The following is a 26571-nucleotide window of genomic DNA, read 5'->3' on the forward strand; positions in this document are numbered from 1 at the left end:
CGTACGGGTCGATCGGTCGTACGTGGTGCTCGGTCGCACGCGGTGCTCGGTCGTGCGGGGTGCGGCGGGGGGCGGTCAGCGCCGGACCTCGACGGCCGGTGCCGCTGCCGACGGCGGCCGGTGCGTGGTGCCCCACGTGCCCGGTTCCGGGCCCAGCTCGACGAGCAGACGCCCGCCCTCGTGGACCTCGTTGCCGGTCAGCCACGGACGTTCGAGCGGGACGCCGTCGCGGTAGACGGCCTGCACGAACTGCGCCGGGCCACCCGGCTCCGGTTCGACGAACCCGGCGGTCTCGATCGTCAGCGAGCGACCGTTGCCGAGCCGGGTCACCGACTCGCGCCACGCCGGTGCGTTGAGCAGGAACACGTTCTGCCCGGCGACCGGGAACAGGCCGAGGGACGCCCACACGAACCAGGACGAGAGCCCGCCCGAGTCGTCGTTGCCCGGCAGCCCGCCGCGCCCGGTACCGAACTGCTGCTGGACGATGTCGTGCACCACCTGCGCGGTCCGGTCGGGCCGCCCGGCGTACATGTACGCCCAGGGGGCCTCCATGTCCGGCTCGTTGTTCAGCCCCTCGAACCGGTCGAGCGCGTACCCGACGGCCATCTCCTCCGGTGTGGGGGCCACGCCCGGCTGGGTCACCGGGGGCGCACCGAAGCCGAAGAACCGGTCGAGCATGCCGACGAACGCCTCGTCGCCGCCCGCGAGCGCGATCCGCCCTGCCATGTCGTGCTGCAGCCGGAACGAGTAGTTCCACCGGCCGCCCTCGTAGAACTCCGAGTCGCGCAGCAGCCCGGTGCGGGCCGAGTAGGCGTTGACCCAGCGTGCGGCCAGCGGCCCGAACTGGTCGACCAGGGCCTTGTCGCCCACGCGCGCGGCCACGACGGACGTGCACCAGTAGCCGAACGCGAGGTCGAGCGTGTGGCTGATCGGGTGCGCCCGCCCGCGCAGCAGGAAGTCCTCGCCGTACGTGCGACGCAGGTCGTTGTGCAGGTGCACCAGCGCCCAGTCCCAGTCGATGCCCTCCAGGTCCAGCCGGCACAGGTCGGCGAAGAACGTGTGCGCCAGCGCCGACCCCTGCCGGGAGAACCGGTCGGCACCACGGGCCATCCGGTACCCGATCGGCAGGTTCCCCTCCTCCTCGCCGATGTGCAGGATCGCGTTCGCCAGCTCGACCGCCTTGTCCGGCACGAGCGCCGTCAGCAGCGGCAGCTGCGTGCGGTAGATGTCCCACATGGTCGCGATGTCGTACGCGAACGGCCCGTCCGTCGGCCAGAACGGCGACTCGTCAGGGGCCAGGCACGGCTTGATGAGCGAGTGGTAGAGCGCGGTGGCGAACACCGTGCGACGGTCCTCGTCCGGGGTGTCGACCTGGATCGCGCCCACGTGCCGACCCCACACCGTGGCGGTCTCGGCCCGGCGGCGCTCGAAGCTCGTCGGACCGGGCCCGCACTCACGTTCCAGGTTCTCCTTCGCCTGGTCGGGGCCGCGCAGGGAGAAGCCGAACCGCAGCTCGACGACCTGCCCCGGCTCGGTCGGCCCGGCCCACATGAGGCCGAACGGGCGCAGGGTGGTCGGGCGGATCCGGTCGAAGTCCAGGCGCGTGCCGCCCGGCATGAGCCGCCGGTCGTACCAGAGCAGCTGGCGCCACCGGGTGTCGGAGCACTCGACGTGCACCGCGAGCGGGGCGCCCTCGACGACGATCTCGCCCTGCGCCTGCCCGGGACCGATGCTCTGCAGGTGCGCCCGCAGCGGCACCGTGCGCCCGTACGGGATCGCGAGGCCGCCGAGAGAGAAGTCGATGACGAGCCGGGCGTCACGGTGCGAGGGGAACGTGTACCGGTGCACCGCGCTCTTGGGGCCGACCGTGATCTCCGCGCGGATCCCGTTCTCGAGCGTCGCGGCGTAGTACCCCGGCTCGGCCTGCTCGTCGACGACGTCCCACAGCTCGCCCAGGTCGTCCAGGGGCTGCAGCATCGGGGTCACGCGGAAGTAGTTGTAGTACTTGCGGATCGCACCCGTGCCGGACTGCTGGAAGTGCGTGAACCCCGACGCGACCGTGCGCTCGTGGATCTCCTCCGGCAGCCCCTCGGTCGACAGTCCGTACCGGCCGTAACCGGTGGGGTACGCCCCCGAGTACGCGCACGCGCTGACCATGCCCAACGGGTACGTGGCCCCCGGGTGGGTGTTCCCGACCTGCGGCTTGGGCCACCACCACGTCGCCGCCAGCCCCTGCTGCGGTGGCAGGGCCGTGGCCTCGGTGCCGATGAACGGGTCGACGTGCCTGGTCATGGCGTCGCTCCTCACCTCCGGGTCGGGTGCCCAGGGTCGCGCGCCGGGGACGGCGATGTCGAGAGCGGCCATCCTGGGACGTTAGGCCCGGGAGGTGACGAACAGGTTGCCGGGGGGTGTCCGGATCGACCGACTCCCGCACCGGGGCGACGCCCCGCCTCCCGCGCCTGCTCAGCCTGTGGGCTGCTGTGCCGCCCGCCGGTACCAGCGCAGCAGCGATCTGTCGGCCCCGCTCACCCGGCGTCGCAGCGCGGCGGACGGCAGCGGGAGGGGGCGTAGGTCCGCCCAGCTCGCTCGATCGAGGCCTCGCACCCGGTGCGGGACCCGCAGGTGGTCACGCCGGTTGCTGCGGTCCTGCGACGTGAACCTGGCGACGTGGCACAGCGTGCCGTAGGTGTCGAGGACGAGCACCGGGCGGTCCTTCGACCCGGTCCCGTCCTCGAAGGGAACCTCGGCGAACCAGACCTCGCCCGCCCGCGGCCCCCGTCGCCGAGCGCGCCGCGATCGAACGATCCATCGGCGGGCGACCAGGAGCAGGACCACGACGGCCACAGCTCCACCCACCAGGAGCGGGTTCGTCTCCGAGAGCTCGACGCCGAGCAGCTCGCTCACCGGCAGGTTCAGGCCGGCGGCTGCTGCGGCGCACCGTACGGGTCACCGGCGCCCGACTCGGGCGCGGGACCGCCGGTCGGGTACGTCGGGTACGTGCCGGCGGGGTAGGCGTCCGGGGTGCCGTACGCGGCCTGCTGCCCCGGGTAGGCCGCCTGCTGGACGGGGTACGCGGCCTGCGGGTAGGCGGCCTGCGGGTAGCCGGCCTGCGGGTAGGCCAGCTGCGGGTAGGGCACGAAGCCCGCCGCGCGCGCCTGCTCGAGCTCGCGCTCGATCGGCCACTTCTGGAACACGAACATGATGAGCATGACGAAGTTGGCCACCGGGACCAGGTACAGCAACCCCATCCACTGGTTGTAGCCGGCCTTCTTCGCCACCCGCGTCGCCATGTAGGCGGCGAACGCGAAGATGGCCGCGTAGAAGATGATGATGAAGACCATGAAGATGGCGCCGCCGGCGGCCACCTGGTCCATCTCGTCGTCGTAGGTCTGGAAGGGGATCATCACTGCGCTCCTCGGGCTGACCTGCACGTGTCGCGCGACGGTACCGGATCGGGGCACCGTCGGGGCGTCGACCGACGTCCGCCTGTGGACGGCGACCCGCCGACCGAGACCACCGAACCGGAGCACGCCATGGGTACCCGCAGCGACCGCTACCTGCGCTCGATGTACGCGGGCGGACGCGGTGACGCCCGCGCGCACCGGTGGGCCCGCGCGTGGGGCCGGATCGTCTCGACCGGCCTGATGCCGCGCCGCTGGGTCGTGCTCGAGGTCCGGGGACGGCGCACCGGAACGGTCACCCGGTTCCCGCTCGGGCTCGCCGATGTCGACGGCCGCTGGTACTGCGTCTCCATGCTCGGCGAGTGCAACTGGGTCAGGAACGTCCGGGCGGCCGACGGGCGTGCGGTGCTGCGCGGGCGGCGCGGCGGGCCGGTGCACCTGACCGAGGTCCCCGTGGCGGACCGAGCGCCGGTCCTGCGTCGCTACGTGCAGAAGGTCGTGGGCGGGCGTCCGCACATCCCCGTCGACCGGCACCGGCCCGTCGAGGCGTTCGCGGCGATCGCCGCCGAGCGGCCCGTCTTCCTCGTCGAACGGGCTGCACCAGGCACGACGGCCTGAACCCGGGCAGACTCGGACCGCTCCCCACGCGCCGACCCGAGAGGTGAACCCATGTCGTTCCAGGCCTACCTCGATACGATCGAGGACAAGACCGGCCTCACACCCCGCCAGCTGCTCGCCATCGCCCACAACAAGGGGCTCGACGCGCCCACCGCGAAGGCGGGCGACGTCGTCACCTGGTTCAAGGACGACTACGGCCTCGGGCGCGGGCACGCCATGGCGATGTGGCACGTGATCTCGAACGGTCCCGGCATCGGCACGAAGCACGTCGGCAGCACCGGGTCGCACCGCGACGAGACCGACACGCTCTGGCTCGACGGCAAGGCGACGAAGCCCGCGTAGAGGTCCGCACGCGTCACGCTGCTCCCGTGACGCAACCTTCGGGGCCGCACGGACGTGAACAGCGCATGACCGTGCCGTTGACCTCCGACGCCGCCCACCCCGCCGACCTGCTCGGCGGGTCCCCCGTGCTGGTCGTCGCGAGGGGCGCCGACCGCGAGAGCGAGTTCGCCGCCTTCATGACGTCGGCCTCGCCCTCCCTCGCCCGCACCGCGTGGTTGCTGTGCGGTGACGCGCACCAGGCCGAGGAGCTCGTGCAGCAGGCGCTCATGCGCACCTACCTGGCCTGGGGCACGGCCCGTGAGGGCGAACCGCTCGCCTACGCGCGGCGGACCCTGGCCAACCTGCGCATCGACACCTGGCGACGGCGTCGCCGCGAGGTGCTCATGGACCCGGCGGACGTCCCCGAGCACGCCGGGGCGTCGGAGGCCGACCGGCTCGCGGAGCGCGACCGACTCGTCCGCGCACTGGCGACCCTGAGCCCGCGACAACGACGGGTGGTCGTCCTCCGGCACTTCGAGGGCCGGTCGGAGCGTGAGGTCGCCGAGGACCTCGGGGTGTCCGTCGGCACGGTGAAGTCGACCGCGTCGCGCAGCCTGGCCCGGCTCAGGCAGGTCCTCGACGAGCAGCCCCCACCCGGTCGTCCACGCGACGACGCACGCACAGCCACCGCCACTGCCACCGGGAGGGACGACCGATGAATCACGACGAGGACTTCGCCCGCACGCTCCGCGACCGGCTGGACGCCGTAGCCCCGCTGATCGACGTCGACACGACTCGCGTCGTGCCCCGCGCCCGACGGCACCGCACCAGGGTCCGCAGCGTGGGAGCCGTGGCCGCCGTGGCGGTCCTGGTCGGCGGCGGCTGGTTCGTCGACACGAGCCGGTGGCAGACGGCTCAGCCGGTCGGGCCCGTCCCCTCCGCCGTCGAGAGTCCCTCGACCACGGCAGCACCGACGGCGCTCGCATCGCCATCGCCTTCACCTTCGCCCGACGGCACCTGGTGGCACGTGCGCGCCCTGTGGCCCAGCGGAGATCAGCTCGTGGTCCGCGACCAGTGGACGAGCCGCACGGCGCCCGGCCTGCTCGTCCTCGGGGACGATCCCTCCACAGCCCAGGGAATCGGACCGTCGAGCGTCATCGGACGGTTCCGGATCGACGGTGCATGGGTCGACCAGCTCCGTGATGTCAGCGCACTCCCTACCGACGCGGCCGGCCTGGAGGCGGTGCTGAGGGACAGCGTGGAGCCCGGTCGAGGGAGCGGGTCCGACGACGACAAGGTCTTCAACATGGCACGCAACCTCCTGCTCGAGGGTGGCCTGCAACCCGACGCGCTGCGAAGGGCGGCGTGGGACGTCGCTGCGGGGCTCCCGGCCGCGGCCATCTCGACCGGGACGGACTCCGTGAGTCGTACGGGTGAGGTGCTGGAGTACACCGACGAGACCGGACGACCGGCCCGGCTCATCCGTGATCCCGCGACGGGCCTGCTCCTCGAGGACTCCGTAGGTGAGGACTCGGTCCGGGTGTACATCGAGCAGGGCCCCGCCACCGAGCTGCCAGTCGAACCCACGCTGGCGAGCTCGGGCTGCGTCGACTGGTCGACCTGCTGACGCCTCGGGCCTGACCGCCCACGATCCACGATGCCGGGGTCGCTCAGCCCCGCTCGGCGACCCACGCGTCGAGCTCGGCAGCCGTCGGCGGGTTCGCGCCCGAGCGGGTGACCGTGATCGCGGCGGCCGCGGCGCAGCGTTCGACGAGGGCCGTCAGGCCCGGCTCGTCGAGGTCGGCCACGACCTGGCGTCCCTCGGGTCCGACCGCGCCGAGCGTCACGAGCCCGTCGATGAGCGCGCCCATGAAGGTGTCCCCGGCGCCGACGGTGTCGGCGACGACGACGCGCGGGGCGGTGATCTGCACCCCGTGCGCGGCGGTCAGGGCGAGCGCTCCCTCGCCTCCGGCGGTGACGACGACCAGGGCGGGTCCGCGGGTCAGCCAGAGGGCGGCGGCTGCGGCGGGGTCGAGCTCGGGGTGCAGCCAGGCGAGGTCCTCGTCGCTGACCTTGACGACGTCGGCGAGCGCGACGAGCCGCTCGATCCGGGCCAGGGCGTCCGCGTGGTCGGTCATCAGCGAGGGGCGCACGTTGGGGTCGTAGGTGACCGTGGCGCCGACCTTCGCCTCGTGCAGCCAGGCGGCGACCTGGTCGGCCCCGGGCTGCAGGACGGCGGCGATCGAGCCGGTGTGCACGAGGTCGGCGGTCGGCACGCCTGCGGTGTCGACGTGCCAGTCGATGGCGAACACGTAGCTCGCGGCGCCGGTCGCGTCGAGCGTGGCCGTGGCGCTCGAGGTGCGCGTGCCGGCACCCAGCCCGCCGACGACGTCGACGTGGGACGCGCCGAGCCAGTCGTGCACCCGGCGCCCGCGGTCGTCGTCGCCCAGGCAGGTCAGCAGGTGCACGGGTCGACCGAGGCGGCCGAGGGTGACGGCGACGTTGGCGGGGCTGCCGCCGGGGTGCTCCTCGACGGTGCCGTCCAGGCGGCGGACCACGTCGACGAGTGCCTCGCCCACGACGAGGACGGTGGCGGGTGCGGTCATCGCAGGGCCCCCTCGGCGATCGGGACGGCGAGGCCGGGCCGCACGGGCAGCCGCGGGATGAGCGTGGCCTGCACCGCGTGGTAGAGGTCGGGCTTGCCGGGCCACACGGCGCCGGCGGGCCGGTTCTGCGGGTCGAGCTCGTGGAACCAGGAGCCGTGCTCGGGGTCGATCAGGTGGTCGTGCGCGTAGTCCCACCACAGCGCGTACAGGTCGGCGTACTCCGCCTCGCCGGTGCGCGCCCACAGCACGGACGCGGCTGAGACGGCCTCGGCGACGACCCAGTGCATGCGGTCGCGCACCACGGGCGTGCCCGACCAGTCGGTCGTGTAGACGAAGCCGGGTGCGCCGTCGACGTCCCAGCCGTCCTCGACGGCCCGGTCGAACAGGTGCCGGGCGGCGGACAGCAGCGCTCCGGCGTCGTCGAGCTGCTCGGGCTCGGGGTCGGCCTCGGTCTGCACGGACTCGACCTGCAGGAGCAGCCGCGCCCACTCCAGGCCGTGGCCGATCGTCGCGCCGTACGGCTTGAACTGGTCGGCGGGGCGGTCGGCGTTGAGCTCGGGCTGCGGCGCCCAGGAGGCGTCGTAGTGCTCGGGGATGCGCCAGTCGTGCGCGCCGGCCGTCTCGACGACGAACGAGGCGATGCGGGAGGCGCGGTCGTACCAGGCGGTGTCGCCGGTGGCCTCGCCGACGGCGAGCATGGCCTCGACGGAGTGCATGTTGGCGTTGATGCCGCGGTACGTCTCGAGCGTGGACCAGGTGCGGTCCCAGGTGTCGACGCAGCGGCCGGTCTCCTCGTCCCAGAACCGGTCGAGGAACACCTGCTGGGCGTCGGCGAGCAGCTCACCCGCGCCGGGGATGCCCGCGACCCACGCGGAGGAGGCGGCGAGCAGCACGAACGCGTGGTCGTAGCAGGCCTTGGCCCCGTCGGCGCCGGGCAGGCCCGTGGTCGGGTCGACGGAGGCGTACCAGCCGCCGTGCTCGTCGTCGTGCAGCAGCCCCTGCAGCCCGGTCAGGCATGCGGCGGCGCGCGGACGCGAGCCGGGTACGCCGAGCAGCGCCCCGAGCGCGTGCACGTGCACCATGCGCGCGGTGATCCAGGTGTGCACCGGCTGGTCGGGGTCGGGCCGACCCTGCTCGTCGAGGTACGCGGCGCCGCCCGCGGGGTGCGCGGCGTCCCGGCCGAAGCGCAGCAGGTCACGGCAGTGCGCGGACAGCCACAGCCGGTGCGAGGCGAGCGTCGGCCACGCGGCGGGTTCGACGGCGGGTGACCGGTGGTGGTCTGCGAGCGGGGGCATCGATGGTCCTCTCGTCGTCCCGGCACCACTGCGTGCCGAACTCCTGCGTGCCGAACTGCGGGGTGAGACATTCTTAGCACCCCGAACTAAGTTTGTCCCGGGCGGACGGGACCCCACCCGCACCGACGACGGCACGGAAGGCGGACGCGATGAGCACACCGACCGGCTCGGGCGCCGCGCACGCGAGCAGCCGGGCGGCGATCCTCGACGTGATCCGCGCCGCCGGCACGATCAGCCGCGTGCACCTGGCCCGCACCGCAGGGCTGTCCGCACCGACCGTCTCCACCGTCGTGCGCCGCCTCATCGACGACGGGCTCGTCCTCGAGGTGGGCCACGGCGCGTCGACCGGCGGCAAACGGCCCACGCTCCTGCAGCTCGACCCGCGCGCCCGCTACGCGGTGGGCGTGCACCTCGACCACGCCGGGCTGTCCTGCGTGATCAGCGACCTCGGCGGCACCATCGTCGACCGGTGGCGCCAGCCGGGCGCCGGTTCGGACGACCCGCGCGACGTCGTCGCTCGCATCGCGCGCGACGTCGACGCCCACCTCGCGGACGCCGGCGTCGAACCCGCACGGGTGCTCGGCATCGGCGTCGCCTCCCCCGGCCCGATCGCCCGTCCCACCGGGATGACCCTCACCCCGCCGCCCATGCGCCGCTGGACCGAGTACCCCCTGGCCACGAGCCTCGCGGACGCCTCCGGGCTGCCCGTCGTGCTCGACAACGACGCGACCGCCGCCGCCGTCGGCGAGTACTGGTGCGGGGGCATCGACACCAGCACCGCGTTCGCCGCCCTCTACATGGGCACCGGCATCGGCGCAGGCATCGTGCTCGACGGGACGGTGCTGCGCGGCGCCAGCTCGAACGCCGGCGAGGTCGGGCACATCTGCGTCGAGGTCGACGGGCCACCCTGCTGGTGCGGCGGCGAGGGCTGCGTCGAGGTCCTCGCCGGCCCGACCGCCGTCGTCCAGGCGGCCCGCACGGCCGGCGTCGACCTGCCCGGGCGCACCGTGGCCGAGGACTTCGCCGTCGTGGCCGGGCTCGCGACCCGAGGCGACGCGGTGCCCGTGCGCCTGCTGCTGGACTCCGCCCGGTACGTCGCCGTGGCCGCCCAGACGCTCGCGAACATGCTCGACCTCGAGGCCGTCGTGCTCACCGGGCCCTCGTTCGCCGTCGCCGGGGCGCTCTACCTGCCCGTGGTGGAGGAACGTCTCGCCCGCTCGTTCTTCGCCCGCGAGACGCACCCGACCCGCGTCGCGGTGTCCGCGAACGCACCCGAGGCCGCCGCGATCGGCGCCGCTGCGCTCGTGCTCCAGTCCGAGCTGTCACCGCGGCGCCCCGGCCTGCGCATGACGCTCGACGAGCCGACCACCGCGCCCGCGCCCTGAGCGCCGGTCACGGCACGGTCGAGCAGTCCCGGACGTACCCCTCGCTCTGGTACGGGTACACCTCGGTCAGGTAGCGGGCCGCGAGCGCCTGCGCCTGATCTTCGCTCGCACCGAAGGACTCGGCGACCCGCACGTCCCAGCGCAGGGCCAGGCACTCCGCGACCCCCTCGTCGAACTCCCCCGCGACGTGCTGGGCCTCGTGCGACACGACGTGCACCGCGACGACCTCCTGCAACGTCGGCGACTGCTGCGAGCCCCACAGGTACGAGCCGACAGCAGCGCACGTCGAGGCCCGCAACCGGGACGTGCGCTGGTCGTCGTACCGGACGAAGCCGAGCGTGCCTGACAGGTCCATCCAGTCCGCACCCGCCCGGGCGCACACAGCGCGAGCCTCGGGGTCGCCCGAGGCCATCCGGGTCGCCTTCGTCGCGGCGGCCTGCGCGTGATGGTGCCGCACCTCGAAGAAGCCGGCCGTCACCAGCAGCACCGACCAGAGCACGAGAGCCGCGACGGCGATGCCCTGGAACGACGCCGAACGCCGCACCAGCCGGACGACCGCGCGTACGGTCAGCCCGGCCAGGACCAGCACGACGACCGTCAGCACCCCGACGTCCACGACTCCACCCCCACCCGCGCCGAGAGGACCACGGGCACCGCGTGCGTGCGGGCCCACACTCCTCTCGGCACGCCAGGGGTCGAACTCGACCCCTGGGCGGCACTCAGCCCCAGCGCTCGTCGCCCAGCGTGATCGGGAACGGACCACCGGCGACCACCCACGTCGCCTCGGCGCCCTGGACGTCCGTCGCGTCGACCGCGTCGTACACGTACAGCCCGTACGTGCCCGGTGTCAGCGCCGCGTGGTCCGACGCGCACGGGATGAACCAGTCGAAGATCTCGGCCTCCGTGCTCTCGGGGTCGGTCAGGTCGACCGTGCGGGCGCTGTCCGCACCGCGCTCCATCGGGTCGAGCCGCGTGGTCACCACGAGGCCGTCCTGGTCGACGAGGACCGTCGCGAGCCCCTGCGGCAGCCGTCCGATCAGCCCGCCCCCACCGCCGGGGTCCCTCGGCGCGACGGTCACGGCAGCGTGCAGCCCGGCCACGCCCGGCGTCTCGAACGGCAGCCCGTCGGTCGTGACCACCAGGTCGGCCGAGGCGATGACCCCACGGACCGCGTCGGACAGCGGCTGCCCGCAGGTCGGGTCCTCCAGGCTCCCGGGGGCGTTGAACACCACGCCGCCCGCCGGCAGGGGCCCGTCACCGAAGGTCACCGGCGCGAGCTCGACGGTCTCCCCGCCGTCGATCGCGAACGCCCGATAGGTCCCGGACAGTGCGCGCCCGGTCCGGCAGTCGACCGCGTCGTAGAGCCACGAGAGGGACGTCATGCCGCTGCCGTCGGTGGCCTCGATCTGCGGCAGCACGCGATCGGGGTCGTTCCAGAAGGCGACGGCACCGCTCGCGTCGACCAGCTGCACGAGCGAGCTCCCGCTGCCGGTCGCCCCCCGTCCCGGCACCTGGCTGGTCACCTCGACCCCGTCGAGGACGACCGTGCCCGTCGGGTCCGCGAGGAAGCCCGCCGTCACCGGGTCGAGCGTGCCGGGCACGAGACCACCCTGGATCTCCAGGCCGGCGTCGTCGGTCTCGACGAAGGCAGGGGTCTGACCGCAGGGCGCGGCCCCCGGCACCCAGCCCGGCAGTGCCGTCGTCGGCTGAGGAGCAGGTGTCGGCGTCGCCGATGCGGTCGGCGCCGCCGAGGTGCTCGGGGTCCCGACCGGCGCCACGGGCGCCGGCACCCGCGCGCCGCCCAGGGTCGTCGCGGCGACCACGATGGCGGCGACAGCTGCCAGCGCCGCCGAGCTGCCCGCGGCCGCACGACCGACACGTCGACGACGCAGCCGGAGCCGCACCCTCGCGAGGTCCACGGTCGGCACCTCCCGGCCCGCCGCTGCGGCGATCTGCGTCAAGGCGTCGTGCAGCTCCGCGCTCATCGCGCACCTCCGTCGAGAACGAACGAGACGTCGTCGGGCCGCGCGAGCGCGATCGGCCCCAGCACCTCGGACAGCCGGGCCACCCCTGTGCTCAGGTACCGCTTGACCGTGCCGTCAGCCAGCCCGAGCCGGTCCGCGATCTCGTGCACGGTCAGGTCGTCCCAGAAGCGCAGGACGACGCAGGCACGCTGGCGTCGGGACAGCCCGTCGAGCGCGGCCTGCACGTCCTGCCGGGCGGCGACCTGCTCGGCGTGCCCCTCGTCGCGCTCGTCCCGGGTGAGCAGGTGCCGCACGCGCTGCCACTGGTTCCGCCGGCGCACGCCGTCGATCCACGTCGTGACCATCACGCGGCGCAGGTAGCCCTCCGCGGACGTCAGGTCGAGGCTGCGCGCCCGGACGAACGTCTTGACGAGCGCGTCCTGCAGCAGGTCCTCCGCGTCCCGGGTGTTGCCGGTCAACAGGTACGCGTACGCCCCCAGCGCGCTCCCCCGCTCGCGGACGACCTCCGCCATGAGGTCGTCGGACCGTCGTCGGGCCCCGTCCATGTGCACCCCTTCGTCCGCTGCCGTGGCGCTCACGCGCAGCCTCACCCCTAGGACGGACCGCCCGGCCGGAACGTTGTACCGCCGGACGCCCGGGTCTCGGCGATCTCACCCGCTCGGCCGGTACGAACCACCCGAACGGCGGCGTTACCGGGCAAACCACCGCAGGTAGGTTGGAACGGACATCACCGAGCGGCCGGAGGTCATCGTGGTCTACACCCTCTCGTCCCCCTCGGTCCTGGCGGCCGACGCGGCCTGCCACTCGCAGGCCCGGGCGCTCGTCGCCTGCCTGACCAGGGCGTTCAGCCTCACGCCCGACGCCTGCGCCCCCGCACCGCACGACCAGGCCGCCACCGCGATCGCCTGGGGCATGGTCGAGTTCGTCGACATGACCGCCCCCTCCACGGCACGGGCGCTCGCGACCGTCGTCGGCGGGCGGCACCTGCCCGACGCCCCCTCGCTCGCCCGCACCCGCCTCGGCAGCGCGCGGGACGTCGCCCGGCTCGTGCTCGCCGAGACCGGGCCGTGGCCCGACGCACCCGAGGTGACCCTGCCCGGGCTGGGCGCGCACGCCGCCCCCGCGGCAGCCGCAGCCGCCGCAGCCGCCGCCTGGTGGTCGCGGCCCGAGCTGCCGATCGAGCACTTCCGGTCCCTGACCGACCCGTGGCGCGCGATGATCGCGCTCGACGAGGCCGAGCCGGCACCCGCCGCCGACGTGTACGGCGAGCGGGCCGACGCCGTCGCCGACGCCCTGGCCGCCCTGGCCTGCCCGAGCACGGACCTCGCCTCGCTCGCCGCCCTGCGCTGGCCGTTCGGCACCTGGCAGAACGCCATGCACGCGGCCGCCTGGGCGGCCTTCCACCAGGACCGGCTGCACGCCCAGATGGTCGCCGTGCTCGCCGCGACCGGGCAGGTCCTCGCAGCGAACCCGGGCGCGGGGCCCGTCGAGTTGCGCTCCGCGCTGCACGCCGCGCACGCGCTCGTCGTGGGCGCCCTGCTCGGCGACGTCCTGGACACCGAGCCGCTGCAGGTGCTGCGGATGGCCGAGGCCGGGCTGTAGGCGAGGGTCGGACGACCACTCGGATCGACCTCTTCCAGTGGTGGGCCGCGGTGAGGCAGACGCCTCCGGACACCCCGTCGTCAGCGTGACAGCGCGCGCCTGGCAAGATCTTGCCAGTTCGGCATTCTGTTGCCAGATCGGCACGACAACATGTTGGACGACCGGGAGACGACGGAGTTCTTCACCGCCGTGGCGCGCCGGATCGTCTACGAGCTGGGCGCGCGCATCCGGCTAGAGGCGGGCTGAAGCGACCGACCCCGTCCGGACCTACGTCCCACGGCGTGCGGGTGAACCGCCGCCGCGGGCCCCCGGCAGGGCCAAGACATCCCATGAGAACGCTCACACGGCTGCGGGTCGCACCGATCGGCAGCCCCGGGACAGTGCACCCGGACCGCTCGACACCGGCTCGGGTCCGCCGCCCCGACGGCCGCACGGCAGGATGCCGCGGCCACGAGCGACCCAGGAGCTGGACACATGAGCACGACCTACGCCGGACCGACCACCGCGGACGCCTCCCGCGCACGCTCCCGCCGGGTGGGTGACTGGTCGATCCGGACCAAGATCCTGTCCGTCGTCACCCTGCTCGGGCTCGTCGCGATCGGCACGGGCGTGCTCGCCGTCACGTCGCTGCGCTCGCTCGCCGCGACGACCGCCGAGCTGGCGGCGCTGCAGAGCGGCCCGGTGTACCTGCGCAGCCAGATCCACATCAAGCAGCAGGGCGCGCGCATGACGCTCGCGAACCTCGCAGCCGTGCACTCCGAGGAGGAGAAGGCCGACTGGTTGCAGCGTCAGGTCGACAACGACGCCGGCATCCAGGAGAAGATCGACGCGTTCGCCGCGACGCAGTGGGCGGACCTGCCGAGCTTCCAGGCGTTCGTCGAGCACTGGGGCGAGTGGGTCCAGGTGCGGGACGACCAGCTGACGCCGGCGGCGCTGGCCAACCAGGAGACGGGTGAGTACGAGCACCTGCTCATGGACGTGAGCATCCCGCTGACCACGGTGTTCGCCGGGGACCTCGACACGCTCGACCAGGACCTCATCGCGGCCTCGGGTGACCTCGCCGCGCAGGCACAGGCGCAGTCCACCCGGTCGACGGTGCTGCTGGCGGTGTCGCTGACCGTCGCGCTCGTCGTGGTCCTGACGCTCGCGTTCGTGATGGCCGGTGCCATGCGGCGCAGCGTCGAGAGCGTGCGTCGTTCGCTCGCCGCGATGGCGCACGGCGACCTGACCGTGCCGGCGGCCGTGCGCGGCATGGACGAGATCGGCCTGATGGCGCGCGACCTCACGCTCGCGCAGGAGTCGCTGCGCGCCACGATGGCCGACGTCGTGGGTACGGCGCAGACCCTGGCCTCCGCGGCGGGCGACATGTCGGCCGCGAACGCGCAGGTCGCCGCGGGTGCGCACGAGACGAGCACGCAGGCCGGTGTGGTCGCCGCGGCCGCGGAGCAGGTCAGCCGCAACGTGCAGGCCGTGGCCGCCGGTGCGGAGGAGATGGGCGTGTCCATCCAGGAGATCGCCCGCAACGCCACGGAGGCGGCCAAGGTCGCCCGGCAGGCGACGTCGGTGGCCGAGGCGACGAACGAGCAGGTCGGCAAGCTGGGTGCGTCGTCGCAGGAGATCGGCAACGTGGTCAAGGTCATCACGTCCATCGCGGAGCAGACGAACCTGCTGGCGCTGAACGCGACGATCGAGGCTGCACGCGCCGGTGAGGCCGGCAAGGGGTTCGCCGTCGTCGCCGGTGAGGTCAAGGAGCTCGCGCAGGAGACCGCGAAGGCCACCGAGGACATCGCCCGCCGGGTCGAGACGATCCAGCAGGACACCGCCGGGGCCGTGGCCGCCATCGGGGAGATCAGCGAGATCATCGCGGCCATCAACGACTACCAGCTGACGATCGCCTCGGCGGTCGAGGAGCAGACCGCGACGACGGACGAGATGAGCCGTGGGGTCGCCGAGGCCGCGACGGGCTCGGGCGAGATCGCCGTCAACATCACCGGTGTCGCACAGGCCGCGGACACCAGCTCGGCGGTGCTCGGCCAGCTGGGCACGGCGGTCTCCGACGTCGCGCAGCTGTCCACCCACCTGCGCGGTCAGGTGGCCGTCTTCACCTTCTGATCGAGCCCGCCCAGCAGCAGGGCGGTCATCTCGTCGGCCGGGCAGGGGCGTCCCAGGTGGTACCCCTGCCCGACCGAGCAGCCCAGCCGTCGCAGGTGCTCGACCTGGTCCTGCGTCTCGACGCCCTCGGCCACGACCTGCAGGCCCAGGGTCGAGCCGAGGGCGGCGACGGCCGCGACGATCGCCTCATCGCGGCCGTTGACGCCGAGCCCGGAGACGAACGAGCGGTCGATCTTCACGGTGTGCACGGGGAACTGCTGCAGGTAGGACAGCGAGGAGTACCCGGTGCCGAAGTCGTCGATCGCGAGCTGCACCCCGGCCTCGGTCAGCTGCTCGAGGTCACGGACGACGGAGTCGGCGGCGTCGAGCAGCGTGCGCTCGGTGACCTCGAGGCACAGGGTGCCGGGCAGGATGCCCGCGTCCGAGGCCGTGTGCAGCACCGAGCCCGACGCGGCCGCCTCCGCCGCCTGACGGCCCGTCACGTTGACGGCCATCACGAGCGGCGGCCCGGGCAGGTCGAGCCGCTGCCACTGAGCCAGCTGACGGCACGCCTCGGCCATCACCCAGTCGCCGATCGGGTGGATGAGCGCCGACTCCTCGGCCACGTCGATGAACTCGCCCGGGAGCACCAGGCCGCCCTGCGGGTCGCGCATGCGCAGCAGCGCCTCGAACCCGTGCACGCGACCCGAGGCGAGGTCGACGATCGGCTGGTAGTGCAGCACCCAGCGCCGCTCGTCGAGGGCGACGCGCAGCTCCTGCTCGATGCGCATCCGCCGCTCGGCCGCATGCCCGAGGTTCTCCTGGAACAGGTGGTACCGGCCTCGGCCCAGCCGCTTCGCCTCGTACATCGCGGTGTCCGCCTCGTAGAGGACGCGGTCGGGCTGCGCGAGCGGGTCCGCGGTGACGGAAACCCCGATGGACGCACCCACGTGCAGCTCGGCACGCACACCGGCGGTCCGGACCATCACGGGCTCGTCGAGCACCTCGAGCACACGCTCGACGAGGTGCCGCACGTCGTCGTCCGACCCGGCGTCCTGGCAGACGACGAGGAACTCGTCCCCGCCCAGCCGCCCGGGGGTGTCCTGGCTGCGGACCGTGGCGCGCAGCCGCGAGGCCACCTCGACGAGCACGCGGTCCCCGACCTCGTGCCCGTAGGTGTCGTTGATCGCCTTGAACCGGTCGAGGTCACCGAAGAGCACCGCCACCCGCCCGGGCCGTCGACGCAGGCCCGCGAGCGCGAGGCGCAGGTGGTCGAGCGTGAGGTTCCGGTTGGGCAGCCCCGTGAGGCCGTCGTAGAGCGCGCGGCGCGCGAGCTCGTCCTGCGTCGCCCGGTGGTCGGTGACGTCCTCGACGTGGCCGATGATCTGCCCGTGGCCGCCGCTGCCGTCGGCGGCGGTCTTCGCCGAGACCCGCACCCAGCGCAGGGAGCCGTCCGGGCGTCGCACGCGGTGCTCGACGGTGAACCCGTTGCGGACGCCGTCCGCCACCTGACGGACCAGCCGGCGCACCTCGTCGACGTCGAGCGGGTGCACGAGCTCGTCGACGGGACGGCCCACGACCTCTCCGGCCGGCCTGCCGATGATCGTCGTGTACGCGTCGTTGACCCGGGTGACCACACCGGGACGGTCCGGTGACGCCGAGGTCAGGACCATGCCGACCGGTGCCGCGTCGAACGCGGAGCGGAAGCGCGCCTCGCTGTCGGCGAGCTCCTGGGAGACCGTCGACGCCCGTTCGCGCAGGAGGGCGGTCTCGAGCTGCAGGCCTGCTCGCGCGGCGATGTCGGTCAGGAAGGAGATCTCGCTCTCGGACTCCAGGTCGCTTCGGCTGCTGCCCATGACCGTGACGATCATCAGCCCCAGCACCTGGCCGCCTGCCCGCATCGCCCACGACATCACGGCGCGGGTGTCCCGCTTCTCGAGCGGTTCGCGCGCCTCACGCGGGAGCCACAGGGTGCGCGCCCACTCCTCCCAGGTCACCGTGACCAGGGCGGTCGCCTGGCTCAGCTGGGAGTTCATGCGGGCCAGCGGCACCGCGCCCGCGGCGCCGACGGCGCGTTCGAGGTCGGCGAGCGCGGCCGGGTCCTGGTGCGCGATCGCGCGCTTCTCCAGGCGCGAGTCCCGGGTGGTGCGCACGACGACGCCCGAACCGGTGTGCTCCGCGACGGCGTCCGCGACCAGCTGCATGACGGCTGCCGGGCTGTCGTGGGCACCGCTGTGCACGGCCGAGATGCGGGTCAGGGTCGCGGCTCGTCGTTCGGCGGTGCGCACGTTCGTGACGTCCTGGCCGAAGAGCACCGCACCGACCGGTGTGGAGCCGACCACGACCGACCGGACGATCACGTCGAGCACGCTCTGGCCGAACGGCACGTCGAGCCGCTGCACGGTCCCACCGTCCATCGCCTCGGTGACCGCAGCCACGAGCGAAGGCAGCGGGAAGCGGGCGCCGTCGAGCCGTCGACCCGTCGTGGTCAGGTCGGCGAGCTCGGCGAAGCGGCCTGCGGCCGCGCGCACCCGCAGGTCGGTGTCGACGGTGACGAGGAGCAACGGCGCCTGCCGTTCGAGCGCCTCGAGCGGTCGGGCGAGCACCTCGTCGACCTCGGCGGGCGACAGCTCGATCGGGGCGTAGGGCGGGGTCGCCGACGGCAGCGCCGGACCACGCTCCCGACCGTGCACCGTGACCACTGATCCCCCCGAGGGCTCTGACCGGCGACATACCCACCTGTGACATCGACCGTCCTGCGCCAGGGCTCAAGCCCTGGGACGACTTTCTCACCCGGTGGACGCCGCGCGAGCCCGACCACACCTGTCCGAACCTGTCCCGCCCCGTCCGGCCCTTTCGGACCGCTCGGCCTCCCGGTCAGGCTACTGACCTGCTCGGCGCCCGCCATCCGTACCGAGCGGTACGGAACCCGTGCCGATCGGGTGAGTCGCGACCGAAGTCCACCCGGAGCGGGTGAGGCGCTGCCAGCATCGAGGACGTGACCGACAACGGGTTCCCTCCGGCAGGCTGGTACGCAGACGGTGCGACCGTCGGCGTGCTGCGGTGGTTCGACGGCTCCGCCTGGACCGAGCACACGACGCCCGACCCGGAGCACCGGCCCGCGCCGGTGCCCGCGCCACCACCGACGGCCACAGCCGCCGCCACCCCCTGGGCCGGCACAGGGACAGGGACAGGGTGGGGCACCGAGGCCGGGTTCGGCGCGGCCACCGGCTCGGGCTTCGGTGCGACGACCGGCTCGGGCTTCGGCTCGGGCTTCGGAAGCACCGTGCCGAGCAAGCTCGGTCAGGCCCTCGGCACCGACCGGATCACCGAGAACCCCGATTTCCAGCGGAACCGCCTCGACGAGGCGCGCCGGGTCCGCCGGACGGCCGGCCAGATCTACACGGGCGCCCTGACCGTGCTGCTCCTCGCCGGGGCGGTCGGGCTGTGGCGCGGCGGCACGGACATGGTCTGGTACGGCGCGGCCGTCGGCGCGACGCTGCTGGCCGCTCGTGCGCTGCGCGACTACCGGCGTGCGGTGTTCCGTGGCGCGCCCCCGCTCCCGGCGGGCGGCTGGGTCCTCGTGGGCGTGGGGCTGGTCGCCGCGCTCGCCGTGTTCCTCTCGGTCCCGGTCGTGGCGGCCGTGCAGATCACCGACATGGTCGAGCGCGCGACTCAGTGACGCCCGCGCCACCAGGCCCGGCCCGCGCGCCAGGCACCGGTGGACCACAGCGCCCACAGGACCAGGACGGGCTGGAAGAAGAGCCGGACGACGCGGGCCGTGTCGGTGTCGAGCCCGAACGCGTCGGTGTGGGTCACGAGCTGGGAGATGTTGCCGGGGAAGATCGCGACGAAGAACAGGGCGACCACGCCGCCGACGAGCGCGCGCCACGGGTACCGCCAGGCGAGGACGAGCGCGAGACCGAGCGTCAGCTCGACGATGCCCGAGGCCACGACGACGACGTCCGGGTCGAGCGGCACCCAGGTCGGCACCTGGGCGCGGAACTCCTGCCGCGCGGTGGTCAGGTGCGAGGTGCCGGCGAAGAGCAGGGTCAGACCGAGGAGCACCTGGAAGGTGGCCCGCAGCGGTCGTCGGGGCAGGGCGGGCGCGGGCATCGGTGGCCTCTCAGAGGACGAGCGCGATCAGTGGACGTACTAGTTAGTCTACGTATCGTCGGAGCGCGCGACCCGGGACCAAGGTGGCAGGGTCGGGGGGACACGAGCCGCCCGACGCAGGGAGACACGATGAGCACGACCGCGAGCACCCCGCCGCCCGGCCCGCACGTCGCCGACAGCCACGGTCTCATCCGCGTGCACGGCGCGCGCGTGAACAACCTCAAGGACGTCGACGTCGTGCTGCCCAAGCGCCGGCTGACCGTGTTCACGGGCGTGTCCGGCTCGGGCAAGAGCTCGCTCGTCTTCGGCACGATCGCCGCCGAGTCGCAGCGGATGATCAACGAGACCTACAGCGCGTTCGTGCAGGGCTTCATGCCCACGCTCGCCCGCCCCGACGTCGACGTGCTCGACGGCCTGACCACGGCGATCATCGTCGACCAGGAGCGGATGGGCGCCAACGTGCGCTCCACCGTGGGCACCGCCACCGACGCCAACGCCCTGCTGCGCATCCTGTTCAGCCGGCTCGGGCAGCCGTACCTCGGTTCGCCGCAGGCCTTCTCGTTCAACGTCGCGTCCGTCTCGGGGGCAGGCGCGGTGACCATGCAGCGCGGCGGCAGCACCGTCAAGGAACGGCGCAGCTTCACCGTGACCGGCGGCATGTGCCCGCGCTGCGAGGGGCGCGGCTCCGTCACCGACTTCGACCTCACCCAGCTCTACGACGAGTCCAAGTCGCTCAACGAGGGCGCCCTGACCATCCCCGGCTACAGCGTGGACGGCTGGTACGGCCGGATCTTCAGCGGCTGCGGCTTCTTCGACCCTGACAAGCCCATCCGCGAGTTCACGAAGCCCGAGCTGCACGACCTGCTGCACAAGGAGCCGACCAAGATCAAGGTCGACGGGATCAACCTCACCTACGAGGGTCTGATCCCGAAGATCCAGAAGTCGTTCCTGTCCAAGGACGTCGACGCGCTGCAGCCGCACGTGCGGGCGTTCGTGGAGCGCACGGTCGTCTTCACCACCTGCCCCGACTGCGAGGGCACCCGGCTCAACGAGGGCGCCAGGTCCTCCCGCATCGGCGGGGTCAGCATCGCCGACGCGTGCGCGATGCAGATCAGCGACCTGGCCACCTGGGTGCGCGGCCTCGACGAACCCGGGGTGGCACCTCTGCTCGCGTCGCTGCGCGAGACTCTCGACTCGTTCGTGCAGATCGGCCTCGGCTACCTCTCGCTCGACCGCTCCTCGGGCACGCTGTCCGGCGGCGAGGCCCAGCGCACCAAGATGATCCGGAACCTCGGCTCGTCGCTCACCGACGTCACCTACGTCTTCGACGAGCCGACCATCGGCCTGCACCCGCACGACATCGCCCGGATGAACGAGCTGCTGCTGCAGCTGCGCGACAAGGGCAACACCGTGCTCGTCGTCGAGCACAAGCCCGAGGCCATCGCGATCGCCGACCACGTGGTCGACCTCGGACCCGGCGCCGGGACGGCCGGCGGCACCATCTGCTTCGAGGGGACCGTCGACGGGCTGCGCGCCTCCGACACCGTGACCGGCCGCCACCTGGACGACCGCGCGACCCTCAAGGCTGCGGTCCGGACGCCCACCGGCCGGCTGGAGATCCGCGGGGCGCACGCGCACAACCTGCGCGACGTCGACGTCGACATCCCGCTCGGCGTGCTCGTCGTCGTCACCGGCGTCGCCGGCTCCGGCAAGAGCTCGCTCGTGCACGGCTCGATCCCCGCAGGCGCCGGGGTCGTCTCGATCGACCAGGGCGCGATCCGCGGCTCACGGCGCAGCAACCCCGCCACGTACACCGGGCTGCTCGAGCCCATCCGCAAGGCGTTCGCCAAGGCCAACGGCGTCAAGCCGGCCCTGTTCAGCCCGAACTCCGAGGGTGCCTGCCCCGCGTGCAACGGCGCCGGCGTGATCTACACCGACCTGGGCATGATGGCCGGGGTCGCCACCGTGTGCGAGGAGTGCGAGGGCAGGCGGTTCGACGCCTCCGTGCTCGAGTACCGGTTCGGCGGCCGGGACATCAGCGAGGTGCTCGCGATGTCCGTGACCGACGCCGAGCAGTTCTTCGGCACGGGCGAGGCGCGCACCCCGGCCGCGCACGCCGTGCTCGACCGGCTCGCCGACGTCGGTCTCGGCTACCTCAGCCTCGGCCAGCCGCTGACCACCCTGTCCGGTGGCGAGCGGCAGCGGCTCAAGCTCGCCACGCACCTCGGCGAGAAGGGCGGCGTCTACGTGCTCGACGAGCCGACCGCCGGGCTGCACCTCGCCGACGTCGCGCAGCTGTTGGGCCTGCTCGACCGGCTCGTCGACTCCGGCAAGTCGGTGATCGTCGTCGAGCACCACCAGGCGGTGATGGCGCACGCCGACTGGATCGTCGACCTGGGCCCCGGCGCCGGGCACGACGGCGGCACGGTCGTGTTCGAGGGCACGCCCGCCCAGCTCGTCGCCGACCGCTCGACCCTCACGGGCCGGCACCTGGCGACCTACGTGGGCGCCTGACCGGCGGCGCCCGGCTGCCCGAGCCCGCGCCCGCGCCCGCCGGGAATCCGCTCGCCCGACCAGGACGGACGCCCCTACCCTCGGCGCGACCCACCCCGCCGACCAGAGGCCGTCCCATGCCCGCCGACCTGACCGACCGCCTGCTCGCCGTCCGCGACGAGGCCGACCGCCTCGCGGCCGACGACGCCTTCTCCGGGGTGCTGCACGTGCAGCGCGGCGACCAGGTGCTGCTGACGTCGGCCCACGGCGTCGCGAGCCGACGGTGGTCGGCGCCGGTCACCACCCGCACCCGCTTCGACATCGCCTCGGTGACGAAGCTGTTCACCTCGGTCGCCGTGCTGCAGCAGGTCGACGCGGGCACGCTCGACCTGGACGCCTCGATCCACCGCTACGTCGACCTGACCGGCACGACCGTCTCGCCCGACGTCACGCTGCGCCACCTGCTCAGCCACACGTCCGGGATCGCGGACGACGCCGACGAGGAGGCCGGGGAGTCCTACGAGGCGCTCTGGGTGGACCGGCCGACGTACTCGGTGACCGAGACCGCCGACTTCCTGCCCCAGTTCGTGCACAAGACGCCCGTGTTCGCCCCGGGCGCCGGCTGCCGCTACTGCAACGTCGGCTACGTGCTGGCCGGCCTGGCCGTGGAGCGGGTCAGCGGCGAGCGCTACCGCGACGTCGTCGTCCGCGACGTCCTGGGCCGCGCACGCATGCACGACTCGGGGTTCTTCGACATGCGCGAGGCCGTGCCGGACGTCGCCGAGGGCTGGGAGCCGGTGCGCGACGACGAGGACGGTCCGGTCGTCGGCTGGCGCCAGAACATCTTCTCCTACCCGCCGATCGGCTCCCCCGACGGCGGCGCGCACTCCACCGCGGCGGACCTCGTGCGGTTCCTCGACGCGGTCCGGGCGGGCGAGCTGCTGTCCGAGGCGTCCACGGCGGCCTTCCTCGCGCCCCACGCGCTGCACCACACCGTCGACGACCCGCGCCCGGGCGGCCCCGCGGCCGTGCACTTCGCGTTCGGTCTCGAGATCGAGACGACCCCGCAGGGCACCGTCCGCTCGCTGTCCAAGGACGGGATCAACGTCGGGGCGAGCGCGATCGTGCGGCACTACCCGGCGCAGGACGTCACCCTCGCGGTCGTCTCCAACAGCGAGGGCGGCGCCTGGGGACCGATCCGTCTGCTGGACGCCGCGGTCCTCCCGGCCTGAGCACCTCCCGGTCTGAGCGTCGTCATCCCTGCGTGGGGATGTCCGTCCGCGCGGCGCTGTCCGCCTGCTGCTCGTAGTCGGCCAGCCGGGCCCGCAGGGTCGCCACCAGGCCGGCCTGCGCCTGCGATCCGAGCACGAGCCGCAGCGGGGCCGGCTCGACGTCGACGCTGTCGATGATGGCGGCCGCCATCCGTGCCGGGTCGCCCGGGGCGAGCCCGTTGGCCGGGTCGAGCATCCGCTCGAACGAGCGCGCCGGCGTACCCGCGTACGCGGGGATCGCCTCGGCGACCTGCGCGCTGGCGTACCGGAACTCGGTGCGCGCACCGCCCGGCTCGACGATCGTCACGCCGATGCCGAACGGGGCGACCTCGGCCGCCACCGACTCGGCGAAGCCCTCGATGCCCCACTTGGTCGCGTGATACAGCGAGTTGCCGGGGAACGCGACCTGCCCGCCATAGCTCGACAGCTGCACGACCCGCCCCGAGCCCTGCGCCCGCAGGTGCGGCAGCGCGGACCGGATCAGCGCGATCGAGCCCGTCAGGTTCGTCGCGATCACGTGCTCCACCTGGGCGTCGCTCAACTCCTCGGCGGCACCGAAGATGCCGTACCCGGCATTCGAGACGACCACATCGATGCGGCCCAGCGTGGCGAACGACCGGTCGACGACCGCGCGCACGGCAGCCGGGTCGGTCACGTCGAGCACCTCCACGGTGAACATCTCCGGGAACCGGGCGGCCAGGTCGGCGACCGCCTCGGGCCTGCGCACCGTGCCGACCACCCGGTCACCCCGCTCGAGCAGCTGCTCGGTCAGGTGCCGGCCGAAGCCGCTGCTCACGCCGGTGATCAGCCAGGTCCTCTGCGCCATCGTCATGCTCCGTACTGCTCGTCGGTGACCTCGTCGGCCCACTCGGTGTCCGGCCGGTCGGAGTCGCCGCCGGCCTCCCACATCGCCAGGTGCGTCATGAACGTGGTCGGCGCGGCGCCGTGCCAGTGCCACTCGCCCGGCGGGGTCCAGTGCGTCTGCCCGGGCCGCAGCTCGACGACCGCGCCGTCGCGGGTGCCGACGCGCGCCACACCCTCGGTGACGTGCAGCGTCTGGCCGTGGGCGTGCCGGTGCCAGAACGTGTGCGCGCCCGGCGAGAAGTGCACCGCGTTGACCCGCAGCCGCGACGGGGCGGGCGGCGCCGCGACGACGTCGAACCAGACGTCACCGGTGAACCAGGCGTCCGGGCCCTTCACGGTCGGGACCTCGGGGGCGGTGGGCAGGATCGGCATGACGTTCTCCTCCAGGCGTGCGGTCCTTCGAACGTACGCGCGCGCCCAGCGGGCGGACAGGCCCTGCCAATACCCCGCTCAGCAGGTCCTCCCAGGGGCGGCCGCGCGCCCGTAGCGTCGCCGCATGGCCATCAGCGACACCGCACGACGCACGCACGACGAGATGTTCCCCGGGCACGTCTCGACCCTCGCGGTCACCGACCCCGAGCTCGTCGAGGTCTTCGACAACGTCGCGTTCGACGAGGTTCTCGCCTACGCCCCGCTCGAGACGACGCTGCGCCTCAAGGTCCAGCTGGCCGCGCTCATCGCCTGCCAGGCGCTCGCGGAGTACCGCGTCATGCTCGGCGCGGCGCTGACCGTCGGCGTGACCCCGGTCGAGGCGAAGGAGATCGTCTACCAGGCCGTGCCGTACGTGGGCATGGCCAAGGTCTTCGACTTCCTGCACGCCACCAACGAGGTGCTCACCGCCCGCGGCGTCGAGCTGCCGTTGCCCGGGCAGTCGACCACCACGCCGGAGACCCGCCTGGAGGTCGGTCGCGCGGTGCAGTCGGATGTGATCGGCGCCGAGCGCATCGACGCCATGTACGCCGCCGCGACCCCGGACACGCTGCACCTGCAGAAGCTGCTCTCGGCGCACTGCTTCGGCGACCACGTCGCCCGCGGCGGCCTCGACATCCGCACCCGCGAGCTGCTCACCGTCTCGATGCTCGTCTCCCTCGGCGGGGCCGACGCCCAGGTCCGCGGGCACGTCGCCGCCAACCTGCACGTCGGCAACGACCGCGCGACCTTGCTCGCGGTGCTCACCCACCTGCTGCCGTTCATCGGCTACCCGCGCACCCTCAACGGGCTGCAGGCGATCAACGAGGTCGCGCCGGCCGCCGTCGGGGGATAGCCGTGGGCGGCGCACGGCGTCACGCGACCTGCGGGTCCGGTCCCGCCACCGCGCGCACTGCGATCTCGTGCCTCATCGAGGGATAAGGGTCCACCGGTGGGGTCGAGGGCCCGACCTCTCGGCGGACCTCCTCAAGGCCCGCCCCGGCAACGTAGTGGCGACCCTTGGTCTCACCGACCGGCCGCAGCAGCCCGGCATCGGCCAGGGCCTTGAAGTCGCGACTCGCGGTGCGCTCGTCGACACCGGTCTGCTCCACGTACGTCGGGCGCCGCAGTCGGAACCCGAGCAGCCCCGAGTACAGGGCGTCGATCGTCCTGTCCGGGAGCCCGCGCACCGCGACCAGCCGGTCGAGGACCTCATAGCTCCGCTGCGCGCGGCGCCACCGGTCACGGACCGTCTGCGCCTGCATGTGATGGGCCCGCAGGTTGAAGCTCACCCAGAGGCTCGCGTCGCGCTCGGGATGCCACGCACCTCGCCCCGTGATCGCGAGCACGCGGTAGTAGTCGTCGGTGTTGGCTCCGAGCCACTCCTCGATGCTGGCGAACTCCGGCTCGGCGACGCCGCGGCGCGCGAGCACCAGGGTCTGCAGGGCGCGCGCCATCCGTCCGTTGCCGTCCCGGAACGGGTGGATCATCACGACGTTCAGGTGCGCCATGGCAGCATGCACGAGCGCGTCCTCACCGTCGTGCCTGTTCAGGTCGCTCACCAGTTCGGCCATCAGAGTCGGCACGCTGTCCGCCGCGGGGCCGGTGTAGACCACCTGCTCGGTGCGCTCGTCGTGCACGTAGATCTCACGCGACCTGTACTGCCCGGGGCTCTTGCCGAGGTCGTGCGCCAGCATCATGAAGTGCATGGACCGAAGCGCTGACGCGTCGAGCACGAAGTGCTCGTCGCGCGCCATGGCGAGCACGTAGCCGAGCGCCTGGCGGTAGCCGCGGATCTCGGCGAAGGTCCGCTGGTCTGCGCTCAGCGGCTCCTCGTCGTCGAGAGCGGCGTCGGCGTCGTCGAGCTCGACGTGGTAGCCCTCGATGCTGTTCGACCCTTGGATCGCACGCGCCAGTGCGGTGCGGCGCAACCTGCCCGTCCACCGCCGGGGTGCCCGCAGGTGCTCGGCGAGCTCGGCACGCATGCCGGATATCTCCTCGAGCACGCGGACGTCCTCGAGGCCGAGGTCGGGGAAGTCGTAGATCATGGCGCCGTCTCAATGTCTCTATCACGAGGCCATCCGCCCCGCGCCGACCGAGTGTCGCAAGAATAGA

Annotated in this window: 24 protein-coding genes; 11 read left to right on the forward strand and 13 right to left on the reverse strand. The window is 73.2% G+C overall.

Going from position 1 to position 26571, the window contains the following annotated elements; all coding sequences use genetic code 11:
• Positions 1-75: 75 nt before the first annotated feature.
• From BKA22_RS04690 to BKA22_RS04700, 3 genes are all read right to left on the reverse strand, one after another.
• A complete protein-coding gene (locus BKA22_RS04690) occupies positions 76-2292 on the reverse strand; it encodes a glycoside hydrolase domain-containing protein (protein ID WP_146954092.1) in 2217 nt (738 codons plus the stop codon).
• A 171-nt stretch (positions 2293-2463) separates the two neighbouring features.
• Positions 2464-2904, reverse strand: a complete 441-nt coding sequence (locus tag BKA22_RS04695) for a hypothetical protein (RefSeq protein ID WP_146954093.1) — start codon at positions 2902-2904, stop codon at positions 2464-2466.
• Between the two features lie 8 nt (positions 2905-2912).
• The gene (locus BKA22_RS04700; protein ID WP_146954094.1) at positions 2913-3404 is read right to left on the reverse strand and encodes a hypothetical protein; all 492 of its coding nucleotides are present in this window, start codon (positions 3402-3404) and stop codon (positions 2913-2915) included.
• 129 nt (positions 3405-3533) lie between these two features.
• On the opposite strand from BKA22_RS04700, the gene BKA22_RS04705 reads away from it, so the two are divergent.
• The 4 genes from BKA22_RS04705 (at position 3534) to BKA22_RS04720 (ending at position 5967) form a co-directional block, all read left to right on the forward strand.
• Positions 3534-4019, forward strand: a complete 486-nt coding sequence (locus tag BKA22_RS04705) for a nitroreductase/quinone reductase family protein (RefSeq protein ID WP_218866517.1) — start codon at positions 3534-3536, stop codon at positions 4017-4019.
• A gap of 51 nt (positions 4020-4070) precedes the next feature.
• On the forward strand, positions 4071-4361 hold the full coding sequence (locus BKA22_RS04710; protein ID WP_146954095.1) for a DUF4287 domain-containing protein: 291 nt from the start codon (positions 4071-4073) through the stop codon (positions 4359-4361).
• Positions 4362-4426: 65 nt separating this feature from the next.
• The gene (locus BKA22_RS04715; protein WP_146954096.1) at positions 4427-5059 is read left to right on the forward strand and encodes a SigE family RNA polymerase sigma factor; all 633 of its coding nucleotides are present in this window, start codon (positions 4427-4429) and stop codon (positions 5057-5059) included.
• Positions 5056-5967: a hypothetical protein gene (locus tag BKA22_RS04720; RefSeq protein WP_146954097.1), complete on the forward strand. Its 912-nt coding sequence runs from the start codon at positions 5056-5058 to the stop codon at positions 5965-5967. The genes BKA22_RS04715 and BKA22_RS04720 overlap by 4 nt, the downstream gene beginning before the upstream one ends.
• A gap of 43 nt (positions 5968-6010) precedes the next feature.
• Here BKA22_RS04720 and BKA22_RS04725 read toward each other — a convergent pair whose 3' ends face one another.
• The gene (locus BKA22_RS04725) at positions 6011-6946 is read right to left on the reverse strand and encodes a carbohydrate kinase family protein (protein WP_146954098.1); all 936 of its coding nucleotides are present in this window, start codon (positions 6944-6946) and stop codon (positions 6011-6013) included.
• Entirely contained in the window at positions 6943-8241 is a 1299-nt protein-coding gene (locus tag BKA22_RS04730; protein ID WP_146954099.1) for an AGE family epimerase/isomerase, read from the reverse strand. Before BKA22_RS04730 ends, BKA22_RS04725 begins: the two co-directional genes overlap by 4 nt.
• 149 nt (positions 8242-8390) lie before the next feature.
• Here BKA22_RS04730 and BKA22_RS04735 point away from each other — a divergent pair, with 149 nt between their 5' ends.
• On the forward strand, positions 8391-9626 hold the full coding sequence (locus BKA22_RS04735) for an ROK family transcriptional regulator (protein ID WP_146954100.1): 1236 nt from the start codon (positions 8391-8393) through the stop codon (positions 9624-9626).
• A gap of 7 nt (positions 9627-9633) precedes the next feature.
• Here the strand turns inward: BKA22_RS04735 and BKA22_RS04740 are convergent, their stop codons facing one another.
• The 3 genes from BKA22_RS04740 to BKA22_RS04750 all read right to left on the reverse strand — a co-directional run bounded on the left by BKA22_RS04740 (position 9634) and on the right by BKA22_RS04750 (position 12189).
• The gene (locus tag BKA22_RS04740) at positions 9634-10242 is read right to left on the reverse strand and encodes a hypothetical protein (protein ID WP_146954101.1); all 609 of its coding nucleotides are present in this window, start codon (positions 10240-10242) and stop codon (positions 9634-9636) included.
• Between the two features lie 103 nt (positions 10243-10345).
• Positions 10346-11611, reverse strand: coding sequence for a hypothetical protein (locus BKA22_RS04745; RefSeq protein WP_146954102.1), 1266 nt, complete (start codon positions 11609-11611; stop codon positions 10346-10348).
• A complete protein-coding gene (locus BKA22_RS04750) occupies positions 11608-12189 on the reverse strand; it encodes a sigma-70 family RNA polymerase sigma factor (protein WP_223203688.1) in 582 nt (193 codons plus the stop codon). The genes BKA22_RS04745 and BKA22_RS04750 overlap by 4 nt, the downstream gene beginning before the upstream one ends.
• 172 nt (positions 12190-12361) lie before the next feature.
• Here BKA22_RS04750 and BKA22_RS04755 point away from each other — a divergent pair, with 172 nt between their 5' ends.
• Complete coding sequence (locus BKA22_RS04755; protein WP_146954103.1) at positions 12362-13213, forward strand: hypothetical protein; 852 nt, start codon at positions 12362-12364, stop codon at positions 13211-13213.
• Between the two features lie 474 nt (positions 13214-13687).
• The gene (locus BKA22_RS04760) at positions 13688-15325 is read left to right on the forward strand and encodes a methyl-accepting chemotaxis protein (protein ID WP_146954104.1); all 1638 of its coding nucleotides are present in this window, start codon (positions 13688-13690) and stop codon (positions 15323-15325) included.
• Here BKA22_RS04760 and BKA22_RS04765 read toward each other — a convergent pair.
• The gene (locus tag BKA22_RS04765) at positions 15301-17997 is read right to left on the reverse strand and encodes a putative bifunctional diguanylate cyclase/phosphodiesterase (RefSeq protein WP_146954105.1); all 2697 of its coding nucleotides are present in this window, start codon (positions 17995-17997) and stop codon (positions 15301-15303) included. The two genes, BKA22_RS04760 and BKA22_RS04765, sit on opposite strands and share 25 nt — an antisense overlap.
• Before the next feature lie 305 nt (positions 17998-18302).
• Between BKA22_RS04765 and BKA22_RS04770 the strand changes: the two genes are divergently transcribed.
• Positions 18303-18986, forward strand: coding sequence for a DUF2510 domain-containing protein (locus tag BKA22_RS04770; RefSeq protein WP_146954106.1), 684 nt, complete (start codon positions 18303-18305; stop codon positions 18984-18986).
• Here BKA22_RS04770 and BKA22_RS04775 read toward each other — a convergent pair.
• Positions 18980-19420, reverse strand: coding sequence for a DoxX family protein (locus tag BKA22_RS04775; protein ID WP_146954107.1), 441 nt, complete (start codon positions 19418-19420; stop codon positions 18980-18982). The genes BKA22_RS04770 and BKA22_RS04775 overlap by 7 nt on opposite strands.
• Before the next feature lie 129 nt (positions 19421-19549).
• Here BKA22_RS04775 and BKA22_RS04780 point away from each other — a divergent pair, with 129 nt between their 5' ends.
• Positions 19550-21934 carry an ATP-binding cassette domain-containing protein gene (locus BKA22_RS04780; RefSeq protein WP_146954108.1) on the forward strand — a complete coding sequence of 795 codons (2385 nt, stop codon included), beginning with the start codon at positions 19550-19552 and terminating at the stop codon, positions 21932-21934.
• A gap of 116 nt (positions 21935-22050) precedes the next feature.
• The gene (locus BKA22_RS04785; RefSeq protein WP_146954109.1) at positions 22051-23145 is read left to right on the forward strand and encodes a serine hydrolase domain-containing protein; all 1095 of its coding nucleotides are present in this window, start codon (positions 22051-22053) and stop codon (positions 23143-23145) included.
• 22 nt (positions 23146-23167) lie between these two features.
• Here the strand turns inward: BKA22_RS04785 and BKA22_RS04790 are convergent, their stop codons facing one another.
• Entirely contained in the window at positions 23168-24010 is an 843-nt protein-coding gene (locus BKA22_RS04790; protein ID WP_146954110.1) for an SDR family oxidoreductase, read from the reverse strand.
• Between the two features lie 2 nt (positions 24011-24012).
• Positions 24013-24420: a (R)-mandelonitrile lyase gene (locus BKA22_RS04795; protein ID WP_146954111.1), complete on the reverse strand. Its 408-nt coding sequence runs from the start codon at positions 24418-24420 to the stop codon at positions 24013-24015.
• Between the two features lie 124 nt (positions 24421-24544).
• Between BKA22_RS04795 and BKA22_RS04800 the strand changes: the two genes are divergently transcribed.
• Positions 24545-25312, forward strand: a complete 768-nt coding sequence (locus BKA22_RS04800; RefSeq protein WP_146954112.1) for a carboxymuconolactone decarboxylase family protein — start codon at positions 24545-24547, stop codon at positions 25310-25312.
• A gap of 19 nt (positions 25313-25331) precedes the next feature.
• Here BKA22_RS04800 and BKA22_RS04805 read toward each other — a convergent pair whose 3' ends face one another.
• Positions 25332-26504 carry a Fic family protein gene (locus BKA22_RS04805; RefSeq protein WP_146954113.1) on the reverse strand — a complete coding sequence of 391 codons (1173 nt, stop codon included), beginning with the start codon at positions 26502-26504 and terminating at the stop codon, positions 25332-25334.
• Positions 26505-26571: the final 67 nt, after the last annotated feature.

The sequence above is a fragment of the Cellulomonas soli genome, from assembly GCF_013409305.1.
GTDB classification, from domain to species: Bacteria; Actinomycetota; Actinomycetes; order Actinomycetales; family Cellulomonadaceae; genus Cellulomonas; species Cellulomonas soli.